Raw genomic sequence first — 16552 nt, forward strand, 5'->3', positions numbered from 1 at the left:
CGGAGGACTCATGCGCAAATTCATCACCTTGGTCGCCACGCTTGTTCTCGCCCTCGCCGCCTCCGCCCAGATCGACGAGTCCCTCTATAAGGGCATGAAGTGGCGCCAGATTGGCCCGTTCCGCGGCGGGCGCGTTATCGCTGTTGAAGGCGTGCGGGGCGAGCCCAACACCTACTACTTCGGCGCAGTCGCGGGCGGCGTCTGGAAAACGATTGACGGCGGCGCCAATTGGAGGCCGCTCTTCGATCATGAAGCGGTTTCTTCCATCGGCGCCATCGCTGTGGCGCCTTCGAACCACAACATTATTTACGTCGGGACGGGCGAGGCATGCATTCGCGGCAACATCACCTATGGCGACGGCGTGTACAAATCCACCGACGGCGGACGTACCTGGAAGAACATTGGACTACGGGACACGCGCCACATCGGCGCCGTCATCGTTGATCCGCAAAATCCTGACGTGGCCCTTGTCGCGGCTCTCGGTCACGCCTACGGCCCGAACGCCGAGCGCGGCGTCTTCCGCACGACCGACGGCGGCAAGACGTGGAACAAGGTCCTATATAAGGACGAGAAAACCGGCGCGATTGATGTCGTTTTCGATCCGCACAACGCCACCATCGCCTACGCCGCGCTCTGGGAGGTGTACCGCACGCCGTGGAGCCTGAACAGCGGCGGCCCCGGCTCTGGGCTCTACAAATCGCTCGACGGAGGCGCGACGTGGAAGCGCCTCGAAGGCCACGGGTTGCCCACCACCATCCTGGGCCGCATCGGTGTAACCGTAAGCGGCGCCGACGCCAACCGCGTCTACGCGCTCATCGAAGCCGAGAAGGGCGGCATCTACCGATCCGACGACGCCGGCGAAACCTGGACGCGCGTGAACGACGACGAGCGCTATCGCCAGCGCGCCTGGTACTTCACCCACATCTACGCCGATCCCAAGTCGGCCGACACGCTCTACGTGCTCAACACCGGCCTGTTCCGCTCCACCGACGCCGGCAAGACGTTCACGCTGCTTCCGGCACCACACGGCGACCATCACGGCCTCTGGATCGATCCCGACGATCCCAACCGCCTCATTAACGGCAACGACGGCGGCACGACCATTTCCACCGACGGCGGCAAAACCTGGACTCGTCAGGACAACCAGCCGACCGCGCAGTTCTACCACGTGATCACCGACAATCGCTGGCCCTACTACGTTTACGGCTCGCAGCAGGACAACACCACCGTCGCCATCGCCAGCTACGACGATGAAGGCGTGATCACCAGCCGCGATTGGTACGGCGTCGGCGGCGGCGAGACCGGCTACATCGCGCCCGATCCGCGCGATGCCAACATCGTTTACGCCAACAATGAGTACTACATCTCGCGCTTCGACAAGCGCACCGAGCAGGCCAAAGACATCTCCGTGGTCCCGCTCGACGTCTCCGGCAACGGCGCCGCGGCGCTCGAGCACCGCTTCCAGTGGACCGAGCCGCTGATTCTCTCGAAGCACAATCCCGACGTGCTCTACACCAGCGCTGAAGTCGTATTTAAGAGCAGCGACCGCGGCCAGAGCTGGCAGCAGATCTCCAGCGACCTCACGCGCAACGACAAATCCAAGCAGCAGCCCTCCGGCGGGCCGATCACGCTCGACATCACCAGCGTCGAGTACTACGACACCGTCTTCACCATCGCCGAATCGCCGCACGCGGCCGGCACGCTCTGGGCCGGCACCGACGACGGCCTCATCTGGCTCACGCGCGACGACGGCAAGAACTGGACCAACGTCACGCCCAAGGCAGTGCCCGACTGGAGCATGATCAGCATCATCGAGGCCTCGCCGCACGATCCCGGCGGCGCCTGGGCCGCGGTCGATCGCCACAAGCTCGACGACACGGCGCCCTACATCTTCCACACGACCGATTTCGGCAAAACGTGGACGCGCCTGAACAACGGCATTCCCACCGGCTCGTACGTCCGCAGCGTGCGCGAAGATCCGGTGCGCAAGGGTTTGGTTTACGCCGGAACCGAAACCGGCCCCTTCGTTTCGTTCGACAACGGCGAGCACTGGCAGCGCCTGCAGCTCAACCTGCCCACCACGCCGATTCACGACCTGGAAGTTCACGGCGACGACCTCATCGCCGCCACCCACGGCCGCAGCTTCTGGATTCTCGACAACGTTACGCCGTTGCGCCAGGTCAGCGCGCAGATGTCCAGCGATCCGGTCGTCTTCTACCGGCCGCAGCCCGCGCTGCGTCTCCACTATCCCGAAGACGTGGATCGCCGCCGGCCGGTTGGCGACAATCCCCCGCCGGGCGCGATGATTGACTACTTCCTGAAAGCGAAGCCGGAAGGCGAGATCACGCTCGACGTCTACGACGCCAGCGGCAAACTCGTTCGTCACCTGAGCAATAAGGAAAAGAAAGAAGACGGCGAGCAGCCGCCCGAGTGGCCCGATCAGGAGAAACCTGCCGAAGTTCTGCCCGACGCCGCCGGCATGAACCGTTTCCCGTGGGACTTGCGCTGGGAGAATCCCGTCAAGATTCCCGGCGCGTTCTACGCCGGACTCGGCCCGCGCGGACCGCGCGTCCTGCCCGGTCAGTACCAGCTCAAGCTAACCGTCGGCGGCAAGAGCTACACGCAACCGCTCGAGGTCCGCGTTGATCCGCGCGTGAAGGCGCCACCCGCCGACCTGGAGAAGCAGTTTGCGCTGTCCATGCAAGTGCGCGAGAGCATCCAGCAGCTCCACCAAGCCGTGAACCAGATGCGCAACCTGCGCTCGCAACTCGACACCGTGCGCAAGTGGGCCGCACAGAGCGGACGCGCCAGGCCGCTCGACGAAGCCGCCGAGCGCCTCGAGAAACAAATGTCTCCGGTCGAGGGCACGCTCATGCAGGTGAAGATGAAGAGCTCGGAAGGCAATTTGAAGTTTCCCAATATGCTCAACGAGCAGTTCGACAGCTTCAGCCGCAGCCTCGAAGGCGACGACAGCGCGCCCACGGCGCAGCAGGTTGCCGTCCACGAAGACCTGCGCAAGCGCCTCGACGAGCAGCTCGCCAAGTGGAAACAGATCGCGGCAACCGAGGTTCCGGCGATCAACGATTTGATGAAGAGGGAAGGAGTGCCGGCGCTGGCCGCAGGTTCCGAGTAGATGCAAAAGAAAGGCGCAGCGCGCGTCAGGTCTTTGGGTCCAGGGGTCTCTGGTTTTCCTGCGCGCGCTGCGCCTCTTTCCACCCGTCGAATTTGAGGGTGCCCCACGTTCGTGCCGCGCTTCTGCGGCGCGAACCTGGGGCAACCATCGTCAGTCGCCTTCGCTGCTGCCGGCGACCATCAAATTGTTCTTCACGCTGAAGACGCCCGGCACCGAGTTTGCTTGAATCCCGGCCACGGTCTTCTCCAGTTCCGTATTTACCTGGCCGTCGAGCTCCACGTGTCCGTTGACCACCACGATGCGAATCGGCGCCGCCGGATCCATCGCGTAGCGGTTCAGCGGGCCCGCGCCGTACACCGCCCGCGCCACCGCCAGACGAATGCGGTCGTCGTTCGGTGAAAGCGGCGCGACCTTGATCTCGTCCACTACGTCCTTCACACCCGCGGTGCTGCGGACATCCGCCAGCGCAACGTCCCTGGCCGGATAGTCACGGACGGTTCCGCCCACGGTCACTACGCCCTGTTGCACGGCAAGCGTCAGGCTGTCGAACACCGGCGCATGACCCACGCGGTCATAGCGCAGCTTGCGGCTGATTTCCTCCTGCAGTTGCGCGTCGGAAACCTGCGGGCCCACCTCGACCAGGTTCCGCACGCCTGCCACGTGATCAACCTTGCGCGCCGTCTTCTCGGCGTTCACTTTGTCCTGATAGACCTCCACCGTCCCGGTGAGGGTCACGATTCCGTCCTCCGACGTGGCGCTCACACCGCGCAGCTTGTCCTTCTGCTGCAGCTTCTGGTTCACGTCCTGCTGGATCTGGCCGTCGTAGCGCGCGCCTGCGTGAGTTGCGGTTTGCGCCACAGACAGGCCGGCCAGCGCCAGTACCACTACCGCCAGTACTGCTGCACCGGTCCATTTCCTTTCCATGGCTCTCTCTCCTTTTCGATCTCTGTACTGCATTTGATTCCAGAACGCCGCCGCCGGATTCGGTTGCGGTAACCACGGCAGGCTTCGCCGTAAATTTCTTTCGAAACCAGAGCGAGTCTTTTTCCGGGGAACAGTGTTGCCGACCCTCGGGAACCATTTGGCCGGAGCGCGCGTAGTAACATGCAGCAGATGAGCTCAGACGGGCCGAACACCGGGCAAAACGACGAGATCGTGCGCGTGCGCGAAGCGCACCGCCACTACCAGATGGGATCCACCACGATCCGGGCCGTCGATGGCGTGTCACTCGAAGTCCGCCGCGGCGAGTTCCTTGCGCTGCTGGGCAGCTCCGGATCCGGCAAGTCCACCTTGCTCAACCTGTTGGCCGGGCTCGATCGCCCGACCTCCGGCGTCATCGAGGTCGAAGGCCGCGACCTGGCGAAGATGACCTCCCTTGAGCTGGCCCACTACCGCCGCAACACCGTCGGCATGGTTTTCCAGTCCTTCAACCTGATTCCTTCGATGACCATCGAAGAAAACGTCGAGCTGCCCATGCGCTTTGCCGAGATCGACCGCGCCGAGCGCCGCAAGCGCGCCCGCGAAGCGCTGGGACGCGTCGGACTCGGCGCGCGCCTGACCCACCGACCCACCGAACTCTCCGGCGGCGAGCAGCAGCGCTCGTCGCTCGCCCGCGCGCTCGCCAACCGGCCGTCGCTCCTGCTGGCCGACGAGCCCACCGGCAACCTCGACAGCCGCACCGGCGAAGAGATCATGAAGCTGCTCCGGGAGTGCAACCAGTCGCTCGGCATGACGCTGGTGATGGTCACGCACGAGCGCGCCATCGCCGACCGCAACGCGCACCGCTCCATCCACCTGGCCGACGGCAAACTCGCCCTCGAGGTCGCCCAGCGATGAAGGCCTATGACGCGCTCGAACTCGCCACCCGCAACCTCCGCGAATCCATCCTGCGCAATTCGCTCACCACGCTCGGCATTGCCGTCGGCGTAGCATCGCTCGTCGCTATGCTGTCGCTGGGCGTGGGATTGCAGGAACTCGCCGGCCGCCGCCTCACGCAATCCGGACTCTTCAACACCGTCGTCGTGTATCAGCAGCAGAACTTCGGACGCGGTCCGGGCCGTGGCAACGACAGCAGCAATGCGCAGGCTTCCGGCAACTCCGGATTCTCCAGCGCCAACACCAACTCCAGCGGCGACGCGAATGCGCCAGCCACGAATCCGCTCGGCGCCAGCGAAGGCCGCGTGGTGGACGAGCCCGCGCGCCAGGAACTTTCCAAACTTCCCAACGTCCTCGAGGTCTATCCCGAAGTCCGCTTCTTCGGCGAAGTGCGCTACAACAACGCGCCGCATGCCACCGCCATCGCCGCGCTGCCGCCTTCCTCGCGCCAGAGCGACGCCTTCGACAGTTTGCAGGGCAGCTTCTTCTCTTCTCCTGACGCGCAGGAAGCGCTTGTCCTTACCGAGTTCGCCAAGGACCTGGAGAAGAATCCCAAAGACGTAATCGGCAGGGAACTCAGCATCCGCTACGCCGAGCGCAAGGCGCTGGCTTCCGGCGAAAGCGCCGGCGCGGACGCGGGCCTGTGGGGCTTCTCGGTCATACCGCGCGAGCAGAAGCTGAAGATCGTCGGCGTGATCGACTCCGAGCCCTATGGCGGCATGCGCGGCTTCGCCCGCGCGCGCGTCTTCATGCCGCTGGCGCTGGCGGAAAAGCTCAACATCGTGCAGACCTCCGACGTGCGCAGTGTCATGCGCGGGCGCGAGAGCCGCACCTACCAGAGCCTGATCGTGCGTGTGAAGGACCCGAACGCCGTGCAGGCTGTGGAAGACGCCGCCAGGAAGATGGGCTTCGCCACCTTCTCGCTGCTCGACGCCACCCGCAACCTGCGCCGCTTCTTCGCGATTCTCGATCTCTTCCTCGGCATCTTCGGCAGCCTCGCGCTCGCCGTCGCATCGCTTGGCATCATCAACACGCTGGTCATGGCCATCCTCGAGCGCCGCCGCGAAATCGGGATCATGAAGGCCATCGGCGCCAGCGACGGCGACGTCCGCACGCTCTTCTTCGCCGAAGCGGCGACGATGGGCTTCACCGGCGGCGCGCTCGGCGTCTTCCTCGGATGGGCCATCGGCCGCATCATCAACACCGGCACCAACATCTATCTCCAGCGCCAGCAGCTTCCGCCCGAGCAGATCTGGCTCGTTCCCTGGTGGCTGGTCGGCGGCGCCATCGGTTTCTCCATCGTCGTCAGCCTTGTCTCCGGCCTCTACCCCGCTGCCCGAGCCGCCAGGCTCGATCCTGTCCAGGCCCTGCGGTATGAGTAGAGATGCCCTTGTGGTGCGAGAAGCTGTGGGTAAGGCAAAAGGAAGAAGGCACAAGGAAAAACGACTTTCGCTGACACAGGCCTGCCGCGACAGGTGTACTTGCTTTTTGCCTTTACTTTTTTCCTTTTGCCTTCGGCTGGCGCTGGCAGCCGCGCTGCTCGCGATCGCGGCCCTCCCCGCCCCGGCCCAGTCTCTCGGCCGAGTCGAGTGCAGCGCCATCCGCAGCCAAGTGATGGCGCGGCCTATGCGCTACTGCGCGTTGTTGCCGCCCTCCTACGACGCGCAGCCGAAGCGGACCTATCCCGTTCTCTACTTTCTGCACGGCATCTTCGAGAACGAGCAGACCTTCATCGACGCCGGCGCCTGGAACCTGGTGGAGCACCTGCGCGAGCGGGGAACCATCGGCGAGTTCATCATCGTCACGCCCGACGGCGGCAGCACCTTCTTCATCAACTCGCGCGACGGCCGTCGCCCCTGGGAGAGCTTCTTCACCACCGAATTCATTCCGCAGATCGAGAAGCGCTACCGCATCGCGGCGGCACGGGCCTCACGCGCCGTCGGCGGCGTCTCCATGGGCGGATACGGCGCTCTCCACCTCGCCTTCGCGCACCGGCAATTGTTCGCCGCCGTCGCGGTCCACAGTCCCGCCATCATGAAGACGCTGCCGCCCGGGCTCATGTCGGGGGGCCTGGCCTCCTCGCGCCTGGCCGCGCTGACTGACACCTTCGGCCGCCCCCTCGACGCCGCCTACTGGCAGACGAAAAACCCACTCACTCTGGCCGCGCACGCTCCCCTCGCCGGCATGAAGATCTACTTCGACTGCGGCCGCGAAGACGACTACGGCTTCGACTCCGGCGCCGTCGCGCTCGACAAGACCCTCACCGCCCGCCGCATCCGCCACGAATTCCATCTCTATCCCGGCGGACACGGCTGGGTCTTCGTGGCGCAACACCTGCCGGCGTCGCTGGAGTTTGTGTGGAAGGCGTTTGAAAAGAAGTGAACAGTGGACGGTGGGCAGTGAACCGTAAACAGTTACAGCCGTGACGCTAAACTGCAACCTGACACTACTGCTGGCGTCGAGCGCAGCTCCCCATCACTCAAGGCTCCGGCTCTCCACTGCTCACTATCCAGTGTCCACTCAAAAGCAAAAGGCCCTCGCTGTTCCGGGGGCCTTTTCTGCCGCGAGGAATAACCCTTAGAAGCCGGCGGTCTCCTGCTTGGCTTCGCGGAAGGCCTGCCGCACGGATGACAGAAACGTCTGCGCCGCCGCGGGCGTGGTCACCTTGCCCGCCAGGGTGTCGGAAAAGTTCACGTTCTTGCCGTAAAAAGCCACAGTGGAATCCTCATCCGGCTTCACCACCGCGCCGTTCAGGTCGAGGCCGGCGAACAGCCCGCGCGTGCGCGAGTAAGTAAGGACGCCCGTGCTCATCTTCCAGTCGGTCGAAGCTTCCGCATGGCGCCCAACCGGACCGGCCGCGACCGAACCGGAGGCGCCAACCTTGAACTGGTTCGACATGAGCTGCTGCATGCCCTCGTCGTTCATGATGAGCATCACCAGGTCCACCCCTTCGGCGCCGATCTGCGCGCCCCAGCTTCCGCCGGTCAGCGTGAAAAATGCCGGCGCGCTCCAGCCGGCGTTCGGACGACGGCACGTCGCCACGCCGCGGCCGTGCTGGCCGCCCACGACGAAACCGCCTTTTATCATCGAGGGAACAATCGCCACGCACTTGGCCGACTTCAACACTTCGGCCGGAATCTCGCTGTCAGGCGCGTTCATGATGTCATGGAGTACTTTCGAGGACTGCTGCATGCGGTCGAGTACCTCGGCTTTGGGCCCGGTGACCGTCTGGCCTTGCGCATTGACGGCCGTTTTTCGCGACGAACAGCCAATCGCAGTCGCCGCCGTGAGAGTGATTGCGAACAGCAGAACAACAGACTTCTTCATAGATCCCCACCTTGATCCCTTATCCCTAGGCTGCCGCACACTCTGTGCGGAGCAAAGTCGTCAACCTTCTAGTTGGATACCCCTGTTCTGTGGCGGGTTTGCAGCCCGTCCCGGCGTGGAGTAGAAATTTTCTCAACGCGGATGAGGCTCCGAGCAACCCGGCGCGCCTTCAGGAGAGTGAGGTGTTGAACCCGCGGCAAAGACTCTGGTCAGCGGCGCTGCTCATCGGCCTCGCCGTGCACGCGCTCGTCATGGCGCGCCACGGATGGGGCGAACTGGCCCACCTGCTCTGGTCCTGCCATGTCGCCACTGCGGCGCTTGCGTTGGGCCTGCTGGGCGGTTGGAGCAGCCTCGCCTGGGCCGGGTTCCTGTTTCACCTTGCGATTGGATTTCCTGCGTGGTTGATCGAAGTGATCGTCACCCGCGGCACGTTCGGCGCTGCGCAATTCGACGGGCCGCTCCTTGCGACCTCCATCGTTGTGCATGGGCTGCCGCTGGCCGCCGGATTCGCAGTGCTCGGCGCCGCGCGCCCGCCGCGCGCGGCCATTGCAATCGCTTGGGCGCTGCAGGTGGCGCTTGTTCCCGTCAGCCGCGCGCTCACTCCACCCGTGCTCAACGTCAACCTGGCATGGGCGGTCTGGCCGCCGCTGACCGGCGCGTTTCCCCGGTTGTGGATGTTCCAGGCAGCGCTCAGCGCGGCGTCGCTTCTGCTGCTGCTCGCCGCCGCCTTGGCATGGCCGCGAGTCGCGGCCCTTACCCGCGCTCGAACGGATGTTCCAGCGAAGGGCTCTGCGGTGTGAACAGCTCCGCGCCGTTGCTGGTGATGTGCATGTCGTCTTCCAGCCGCACGCCGAACTCGCCGCGAATGTAGACGCCCGGCTCGTCGCTGAACGTCATGCCTGCCGCCAGCGGGAGCGTGTTGCCGCGCACCAGGTATGGCCACTCGTGCCCGTCCATGCCGATGCCGTGTCCCACGCGGTGCGTGAAGTGCGCGTAATCGGGACCGAAGCCGGCATCGTCAATCACCTTGCGCGCCGCCGCGTCTACCGCCTGGCACTGCACGCCGGGCCTGGCAGCCGCCAGCGCCGCGCTCTGCGCCTTGTGCACCACGTCGAACACCTGCTTCATCTTGCCGGTCGGTTTGCCGAGCACGAACGTGCGGCTGATGTCCGATTCGTAACCCTCCACCGTGCAGCCGCCGTCAATCAGCACCAGGCTGCCTTCGCGGATAACGGTCGGCGTCACCGAGCCGTGCGGCAGCGCAGCGTACTGATCAACGTTCACCAGCGATCCGCCGCCGGGGAAGCCGAGCCTCGCGTGCGCCGTCGAGATCAACCCCGCGAACTCGACGTGCGTCATTCCGTCGCGGACGGCTTTGTATGCCGCCTCGAACGCCGCCAGCGTCACCTTGTTGGCCAGTTGCATCAGCGCCAGCTCATGCGCGCTCTTGATCTGGCGGCATCCCGCCGTCACCGGCGTCGCGCTCGCCAGCCGCACCGACGGCGCCGCCTTGCCCACACCTTCGGCGAAGACGTACTTCGTGGTCTCTTCAATGCCGAGCACGCCGCTGCTCACGCCGCGCTCACGCAAGCCCTGCGCCACGCGCTCGTACGGGCTCTGGTCTTCGTGCCAGGTGCGCACGTCAGGCTGCGCATCGAGCGGGCTCAGCGCGATCTGCTCCCGCGCCCGGTCTTCTTCGAACGCGGGACACACGAAGAACGCCGCGCCCTTCGCCGGCACCACCGCGGCAAACAGCCGCTCCGCGCCCGACCAGCGCATGCCGGTGAAGTACTGCATGGACGTGCCGCTGGTGAGCATGATGGCGTCGAGTTTGTTCTCCAGCATCAGCCGCCGCGCGCGCTCCAGCCGCTCGCGGCGTTCATCTTTGCTGATGGGCTGGGCCTGGTCGCGCATGGACTTCAATTCCGCAATCGACGGCGGCAATGCGCCCGGCGCCTGCGGTTCTGCGGCAAACGACCGCTCCAGAAGCGACCCCGCCGCGCCTGCGGCGGTCACGGCTACGAAACTGCGGCGCGAAATCATCGCGTCACTCCTTTTTCTCATCGACCCTGTGGAACTCACGTTTCTACCACACACAACCGCTCGTGCCTATCGGCGGATTGACCGTGGACTGTGCACTGTAAACTGTGATCTCTCAAATCCCACGAACGGAGTAAAACGCCATGCCGGCCGTCCGCCACGATATGGTCAGCACCACCTTCGATCTCACCGGACACCGCGTCGTCCGCACGCTGGGCGTCGTTCGCGGCATCACCGTGCGCTCGCGCTCGGTACTGGGCACCATCGGCGCGGGATTGCAGACGCTGGTAGGCGGCAACATCACCCTGCTCACCGAGCTCTGCGAGAAGTCCCGCTCGAAAGCCTTCGAGCTGATGCTGCAGCACGCGGCCGAGCTGGGCGCCAACGCCATTGTGGGCGCGCGCTACGACGCGACTGAGGTCATGCAGGGCGTGACCGAGGTGCTCGCCTACGGAACGGCGGTCGTGGCCGAGCCGGTGCGCTGACGTGCGCTGATCGCTGCCGACGGCCGGACAACCCCGGGCCCACGCTTGTCATTCTTTTCGCAACAGAGGTACGATTTCGCCGGCCCACGACGGCAGCGTGCCCAGTCTGCCGCCGTCCGCTGGTAGCCAGGCCCGGTTTTCTGGAAAAGCTGCTCAGGGGGAACGAGTATGGCCACCATCTACGATCTCGTCCGGGGACGAGAAGTCTACTTCGTTGACGCTGCCCACACCGTGCTCGCCGCCGCCCGTTGGATGGTGGAGCGCAACATCGGCGCCGTTCCCGTCGTCGAAGGCGGCAAGCTGGTCGGCATCTTTTCCGAACGCGACATCATGAAGCGCGTCGTCACCGAGGGCCGCGACCCCGCATCCACTCTCGTGCGCGACGTCATGACGCCGAATCCTCTCGTAGTCGCGCCCGCCGAGAAGCTGGAGAATTGCATGATCCTGATGAAGCAGCATGGCTTCCGCCACCTGCCCATCTGGGACGGCAAGACTCTCCTCGGCCTCGTTTCCCTGCGCGACCTGCTGCTCCGCGACCTCACGGAAAAAGACGATGAGGTCCGCCACATGCGCGCCTACATCCACGCCAGCTACGGCGAATCGTAAAAGCAGTGGATAGTGGATGGTGAATAGTGGATAACAAGACCGCCGAAGGGGCGCCGCACGTCACCAATCAGCAGACTGCCTGAATCAACCGCCTGGACTGTCCACTTTCCACTCTCCACTATCCACTGAGTTACAATCCAACGCAGCGCCTCCTCTCATGCGCTTTCCCTCCGTCATCAGGCAGTTGAAGAAGATCGCCGGCAGCGACGCCGTGCTCGACCGCCCGGAAGACCTCATGCTTTACGAGTACGACGGCGGCCTGGCGCAGGGCACGCCGCGCGCGGTAGTTTTCCCGCAGACGACCGAGCAGGTTTCCGCGATCATGAAGCTCGCCACGGCCGAAAACCTCTCCGTCGTCCCTCGCGGCGCTGGCACCGGTTTGAGCGGCGGCGCCATCTCGCGGCAGGGAAGCATCGTGCTCGGCTTCGCCCGCATGAACCGCATCCTGGAAATCGACATCCCGAATCGCCGCGCCGTCGTCCAGCCCGGGGTGGTGAACCTGGAGCTGAGCAACGCCACCTCGAGGTTCGGCTACTACTTCGCGCCCGATCCCTCCAGCCAGAAGGCGTGTACCATCGGCGGCAACGTTGCTGAAAATTCCGGCGGTCCGCACACGCTGGCCTACGGCGTCACCGTGAACCACGTCACCGGACTCGAGGTCGTGCTGCCCGACGGTCGCGTGGTCGAGTTCGGCAGCAAGGTGGCCGACAGCTGCGGCTACGACCTGCCCGGCTTCTTCGTCGGCTCCGAGGGCACGCTCGGTATCGCGACGAAGATCACGGTCAAGCTTTCGCGCCTGCCGGAAGCGGTCGCCACCCTCCTCGGTATCTTCAATACCGTGGAAGACGCCGCCAACACCGTGGTCGCCATCACGCGCGAAGGCATTACCCCGGCGGCGCTCGAAATGCTCGATGGCTGGACGCTCCGCACCGTGGAAGCCGCCACCCACGCCGGTTTCCCCCTCGACTCCGGCGCCGTGCTGCTCATCGAAGTCGAAGGTCTGCGCGAAGCCGTGGCCGAACAGGTGGACGCCGTGCGGCGCGTTTGCGCCGAGCAGCGTGCGCGCGAGGTGCGCGTCGCCAAAGACGAGCGCGAGCGCCAGCTCCTCTGGGCCGGGCGCAAAAATGCCTTCGGCGCCATCGGCCGCATCTCTCCTTCTTATTACGTGCAGGACGGCGTCATTCCGCGTACCCGCGTGCCCGACACGCTGCGTCACATCGAAAACATCGGCAAGAAATACGGCCTCACGATCGGCAACATCTTTCACGCGGGCGACGGCAACTTGCACCCGCTCATCCTCTTCGATCCGCGCGATGCCGAGATGACCCATCGCACGCACGAGGCCGGGCGCGAGATCCTCGAGTATTGCGTCGCGGTTGGGGGCTCCATCACCGGCGAGCACGGCGTCGGCATGGAAAAGAACGAGCTCATGCCGCTGAACTTCTCCGGCGACGACCTGAGCGCGATGGCCTGCCTGCGCGACGCCTTCAACCCGCGCTCCACGCTCAACCCGCAAAAAATCCTGCCCACCACACGCAGCTGCCGCGAAGTCATGACGCCGCGCTTTCCCGGCGTGGTCGAATCGCGCCCCCCAGGACAGGCATGAATCCCGCCGTGGCCGCGCCATCGCTTGCCGACGAACTCGCCGCCATCGTGGGCGACGCGCACGTTTCAGCGGCTGCAGCCGAACTGCAATCGCTTGCGATTGACGGCGTCGTCCCCGCGGCCGCCGTCACCCCCGGCTCAGCCGAGGAAGTCACGGCGATCATCGCGCTCGCCAACCAGCGCGGCTGGTGCGTCGCACCGCACGGCGGCGGAGCGCAGCAGGCAATCGGCAACATCCCCGAGCGCATTGACGTGCTCTTGCGCACCTCGCGCCTGACCCAGGTCGAGCACCACGATCCCGGCGACCTCACCATCGGCGTCGGCGCCGGCATGACGCTTGGTGAGCTCGACCGCATCGTCGCCGAGCACGGCCAGATGCTGCCCATGGATGTTCTTGAAAACGACACGCGAACCGTCGGCGGCCTGCTCGCGACGGCGGCGCAAGGCCCTATGCGCTTCGCCTGCGGCACGGTGCGCGACCACTGCATCGGCATTCGCTTCGTCGCCGGCGACGCGCGCCGCGTCAAAGGCGGCGGCCGCGTGGTGAAGAACGTTGCCGGCTACGACCTGATGAAGCTGCTCATCGGCAGCTACGGCACGCTCGGCGTCATCACCAGCGCCAGCTTCAAGCTGGCGCCGCGCCCGCGGCAAACGGTCACGCTCGCCGCCGGATTTCCAAACTCGTCCGCTGCGCTGGCCTGCTACGAGCACGTGGCTTCGTCGCCACTCACACCCATGTGCCTGGAGCTCGTTTCGCCGCATGCCAAGCGTTTTCTGCGCCCGGCGGCAGCCCCCGTCCATCCCGAGGACTACACGCCGCCCTCCGGCCCCACGCGAAGCACGAACTGGGCCGTGTTCGTTCGCGCCGCGGGAAGCGACGCCGTCCTGGCCCGCTATCGCCGTGATCTCGGCCAGACCGCGACCCGCGAAATAAGCGGCCCGGAGGAAAATACGCTCTGGCGGCGCGTCGCCGCGCTCGATGCGGAAGCCGCAGCGCGCCAGCGCAACGCCATGGTCGTGCAGATCGCGGTCACGAACACGGAAGTCGCCGGCGCGATCGCCGCGGTCGAAAAGACCGCCACCGACTACAACTTCGTTTCCTCGATCATCGGACGCATGGGCGCAATGATCGCCGTTTTCAGTCCGCTCGCAGTCGATCCGCCCTCGGCCATGCAGTACGCCGGCGCCGCTTCGGCCCTGCGCGCGGCGTTGCCACGCAGCTCGGTGGCGATCGTCACGCGCTGCCCACTCGAGGCCAAGCGCCACTTCGATGTGTGGGGAACGCCGACCTCAGACCTGGCTTCCATGCGCGCCATCAAGCAGAAGCTCGATCCCAACGCCATTTTGAATCGAGGACGTTTCGTGGTGTGAATGCAAGATGCAAAATGAAATTCAAGAGCGTGGCGCTCATTGTGCATTTTGCATTTTCTTGAGTTTTCCTTGATCTCATGTCAATCCCGCCCGTCAACCCCGTGAGCTCCGCCGACCGCCCCACCTGGGACCTCTACAGCGTCTGCGTTCACTGCGGCCTCTGCCTCACGCAGTGTCCCACGTACCGCGTGCTCGGGATGGAAATGGATTCACCCCGCGGACGCATCTATCAGGTGCTGCAGGTGGATTCCGGCCGGCTGCCCATCGGCGAAGCTTTCGTCACGCACATCGATCGCTGCCTCGACTGCCGCGCCTGCGAGACCGCCTGCCCCTCAGGCGTCGAGTACGGACGCATCGTCGAGCGCGCCCGCGCACAGATCGAGCAGCACTACCGCCGTCCGTGGCTAGAGCGAAAGCTGCGCGCGTATTTCTTCAACCGCGTCCTGGCTGACTTCGATGTGCTCGCCCGGTGGGCGCGCCGCCTGCGCTTCTATCAGCAGTCAGGAATACGCACGCTCGCGCGTTCATTGGGGATGCTCAAACTTTTCGGCGTGGCTAAGCTCGACTCCCTCCAGCCCACGATCGAGCCCGACTTTTTCTTTCGTCAGATCGGCGAAACCTATGCCGCCGAGGGAGAGCGCCGCGGACGCGTTGCCTTCCTCGCCGGCTGCATCTCCAGCGTTGCCTTCGCCGAACTCAACCGCGCTACCATTCGCGTGCTGCAGAAAAACGGCGTCGAGGTCTGGGTTCCGCCCCGCCAGGGATGCTGTGGGGCGCTCCACGCGCACGCCGGCTTCCGCGAACAGGCCCGCGTGCTGGCCCGCCGCAACATTGATGCCATGCTGCGCGACGACGTAGACGCCATCGTCACCAACGCTGCGGGCTGCGGCTCCACACTCAAGGAATACGCCGACCTGCTCTCCGCCGATACCGCCTACGCCGGCAAGGCACACACCTTCGGAGGCAAAGTGCGCGACGTCACCGAGTACCTGGCCGCGCTCGGCCTGCGTCCTTTGCCTGCGAAAAGAGCGCAGCGCGTCACCTATCAGGACCCGTGCCATCTCGCTCACGGACAGCGCGTGCGCTCAGCTCCTCGCCAATTGCTCGCCGCGCTCGGCGCCCACCTGGTCGAGATGAACCACTCCGACTACTGCTGCGGCAGCGCCGGCGTCTACAACGTGGTGCAGAACAAGCTCTCCATGCAGATCCTCGACCGCAAAATGGACGACGTTGCCGCCACCTCGGCCGACGTCGTCGCTACCGCCAATGTCGGCTGCATGCTGCAACTGCGCGCCGGCGTTGCCCAACGCGGCCTCAACCTGCAGGTGCGTCACGTCATCGAGCTGCTCGACGCAGCCTACTCCGCGTAGGTAATGCGTTCCTTTTTGTCCTTCGTGTTCTTCGTGTGGACCGCTTCTGTCTTCTTTCGCTCTCGCGACGGCTTCACGGCCGAATGCCGATAGCTAAATGCCAACGGCCGGGGTTCATTTCATTTGACATCCTTCATTGCGCCGGAGCACATTGTTGGCCTCCTCCCTCAAAGGAGCCGTCATGGGCAAGCCCGACGAAAAGCGCAGGTCGCCACGTTTCAGCGTGGAGGTCCCGGTCACCGTTCGCGTGCAGAACGGCGGCGTGCACGAGCAGAGCTCGAAGACGCGCGACATCAGCGAGCGTGGCATCTTCCTCTATTCGGATAGCGAACTTGTCCCCGGCGCCGAGATGGAACTGGTCGTCATGCTCCCGCCCGAACTCACCAACGGCAGCAGCGCCTGGGTATGCTGCCAGGCCCGTGTGGTCCGCGTCGAAGACCCCGGCGCCGACGGCATGTTCGGCGTCGCCGCCGTCATGGAGCGCTACGCCGTACTGCCTGAAGTCTAGCGTCGAGTACCGAGTATCATTCCCTTGTCCGAGTTATCCTGAGCGAGGTCCGCGCGACAAGCGCGGGCGAAGTCCAAGGCCCCAGCATTGCCGGCAGTACTCGACAACTCAAGGTCACCTGCCACGCTCGATTTTCAAGAACGAGGAAGCGCGAAGCGCCTCCTGCACTCGGTACTCGGTACTCGCCGCTCGCCACTCGCCACTGAACTACCACCGCTTTCGCCACCTCCTT

14 protein-coding genes are annotated in these 16552 nt (G+C 65.0%); 11 read left to right on the forward strand and 3 right to left on the reverse strand.

Annotation, left to right across the window (positions count from 1 at the left end; all coding sequences use genetic code 11):
• Positions 1-10: 10 nt before the first annotated feature.
• Positions 11-3133, forward strand: a complete 3123-nt coding sequence (locus tag VFA60_08560; protein ID HZQ91827.1) for a hypothetical protein — start codon at positions 11-13, stop codon at positions 3131-3133.
• A 150-nt stretch (positions 3134-3283) separates the two neighbouring features.
• On the opposite strand, the gene VFA60_08565 is transcribed toward VFA60_08560, so the two are convergent.
• Positions 3284-4057, reverse strand: coding sequence for a BON domain-containing protein (locus tag VFA60_08565; protein HZQ91828.1), 774 nt, complete (start codon positions 4055-4057; stop codon positions 3284-3286).
• A 189-nt stretch (positions 4058-4246) separates the two neighbouring features.
• On the opposite strand from VFA60_08565, the gene VFA60_08570 reads away from it, so the two are divergent.
• The 3 genes from VFA60_08570 to VFA60_08580 all read left to right on the forward strand — a co-directional run bounded on the left by VFA60_08570 (position 4247) and on the right by VFA60_08580 (position 7390).
• Positions 4247-4969: an ABC transporter ATP-binding protein gene (locus VFA60_08570; protein HZQ91829.1), complete on the forward strand. Its 723-nt coding sequence runs from the start codon at positions 4247-4249 to the stop codon at positions 4967-4969.
• On the forward strand, positions 4966-6390 hold the full coding sequence (locus VFA60_08575; GenBank protein HZQ91830.1) for an FtsX-like permease family protein: 1425 nt from the start codon (positions 4966-4968) through the stop codon (positions 6388-6390). The genes VFA60_08570 and VFA60_08575 overlap by 4 nt, the downstream gene beginning before the upstream one ends.
• 232 nt (positions 6391-6622) lie before the next feature.
• Positions 6623-7390, forward strand: coding sequence for an alpha/beta hydrolase-fold protein (locus VFA60_08580; GenBank protein HZQ91831.1), 768 nt, complete (start codon positions 6623-6625; stop codon positions 7388-7390).
• 195 nt (positions 7391-7585) lie between these two features.
• Here the strand turns inward: VFA60_08580 and VFA60_08585 are convergent, their stop codons facing one another.
• Positions 7586-8335 carry a lipid-binding SYLF domain-containing protein gene (locus VFA60_08585; GenBank protein HZQ91832.1) on the reverse strand — a complete coding sequence of 250 codons (750 nt, stop codon included), beginning with the start codon at positions 8333-8335 and terminating at the stop codon, positions 7586-7588.
• 236 nt (positions 8336-8571) lie between these two features.
• On the opposite strand from VFA60_08585, the gene VFA60_08590 reads away from it, so the two are divergent.
• Positions 8572-9135 (forward strand): hypothetical protein, encoded by a 564-nt coding sequence (locus VFA60_08590; GenBank protein HZQ91833.1) that lies wholly within the window; start codon positions 8572-8574, stop codon positions 9133-9135.
• On the opposite strand, the gene VFA60_08595 is transcribed toward VFA60_08590, so the two are convergent.
• Positions 9089-10378 (reverse strand): Xaa-Pro peptidase family protein, encoded by a 1290-nt coding sequence (locus tag VFA60_08595; protein HZQ91834.1) that lies wholly within the window; start codon positions 10376-10378, stop codon positions 9089-9091. The two genes, VFA60_08590 and VFA60_08595, sit on opposite strands and share 47 nt — an antisense overlap.
• A 140-nt stretch (positions 10379-10518) precedes the next feature.
• Between VFA60_08595 and VFA60_08600 the strand changes: the two genes are divergently transcribed.
• The 6 genes from VFA60_08600 to VFA60_08625 all read left to right on the forward strand — a co-directional run bounded on the left by VFA60_08600 (position 10519) and on the right by VFA60_08625 (position 16320).
• A complete protein-coding gene (locus VFA60_08600) occupies positions 10519-10860 on the forward strand; it encodes a YbjQ family protein (GenBank protein HZQ91835.1) in 342 nt (113 codons plus the stop codon).
• 168 nt (positions 10861-11028) lie between these two features.
• The gene (locus VFA60_08605; protein HZQ91836.1) at positions 11029-11466 is read left to right on the forward strand and encodes a CBS domain-containing protein; all 438 of its coding nucleotides are present in this window, start codon (positions 11029-11031) and stop codon (positions 11464-11466) included.
• 157 nt (positions 11467-11623) lie between these two features.
• Entirely contained in the window at positions 11624-13072 is a 1449-nt protein-coding gene (locus VFA60_08610; GenBank protein HZQ91837.1) for an FAD-linked oxidase C-terminal domain-containing protein, read from the forward strand.
• A complete protein-coding gene (locus VFA60_08615) occupies positions 13069-14442 on the forward strand; it encodes an FAD-binding oxidoreductase (GenBank protein HZQ91838.1) in 1374 nt (457 codons plus the stop codon). The genes VFA60_08610 and VFA60_08615 overlap by 4 nt, the downstream gene beginning before the upstream one ends.
• A 77-nt stretch (positions 14443-14519) precedes the next feature.
• On the forward strand, positions 14520-15812 hold the full coding sequence (locus VFA60_08620; protein ID HZQ91839.1) for a heterodisulfide reductase-related iron-sulfur binding cluster: 1293 nt from the start codon (positions 14520-14522) through the stop codon (positions 15810-15812).
• A 181-nt stretch (positions 15813-15993) separates the two neighbouring features.
• Entirely contained in the window at positions 15994-16320 is a 327-nt protein-coding gene (locus VFA60_08625) for a PilZ domain-containing protein (protein ID HZQ91840.1), read from the forward strand.
• Positions 16321-16552: the final 232 nt, after the last annotated feature.

This window comes from Terriglobales bacterium (assembly GCA_035651995.1).
Classification (GTDB): Bacteria; Acidobacteriota; Terriglobia; order Terriglobales; family Acidobacteriaceae; genus DASRER01.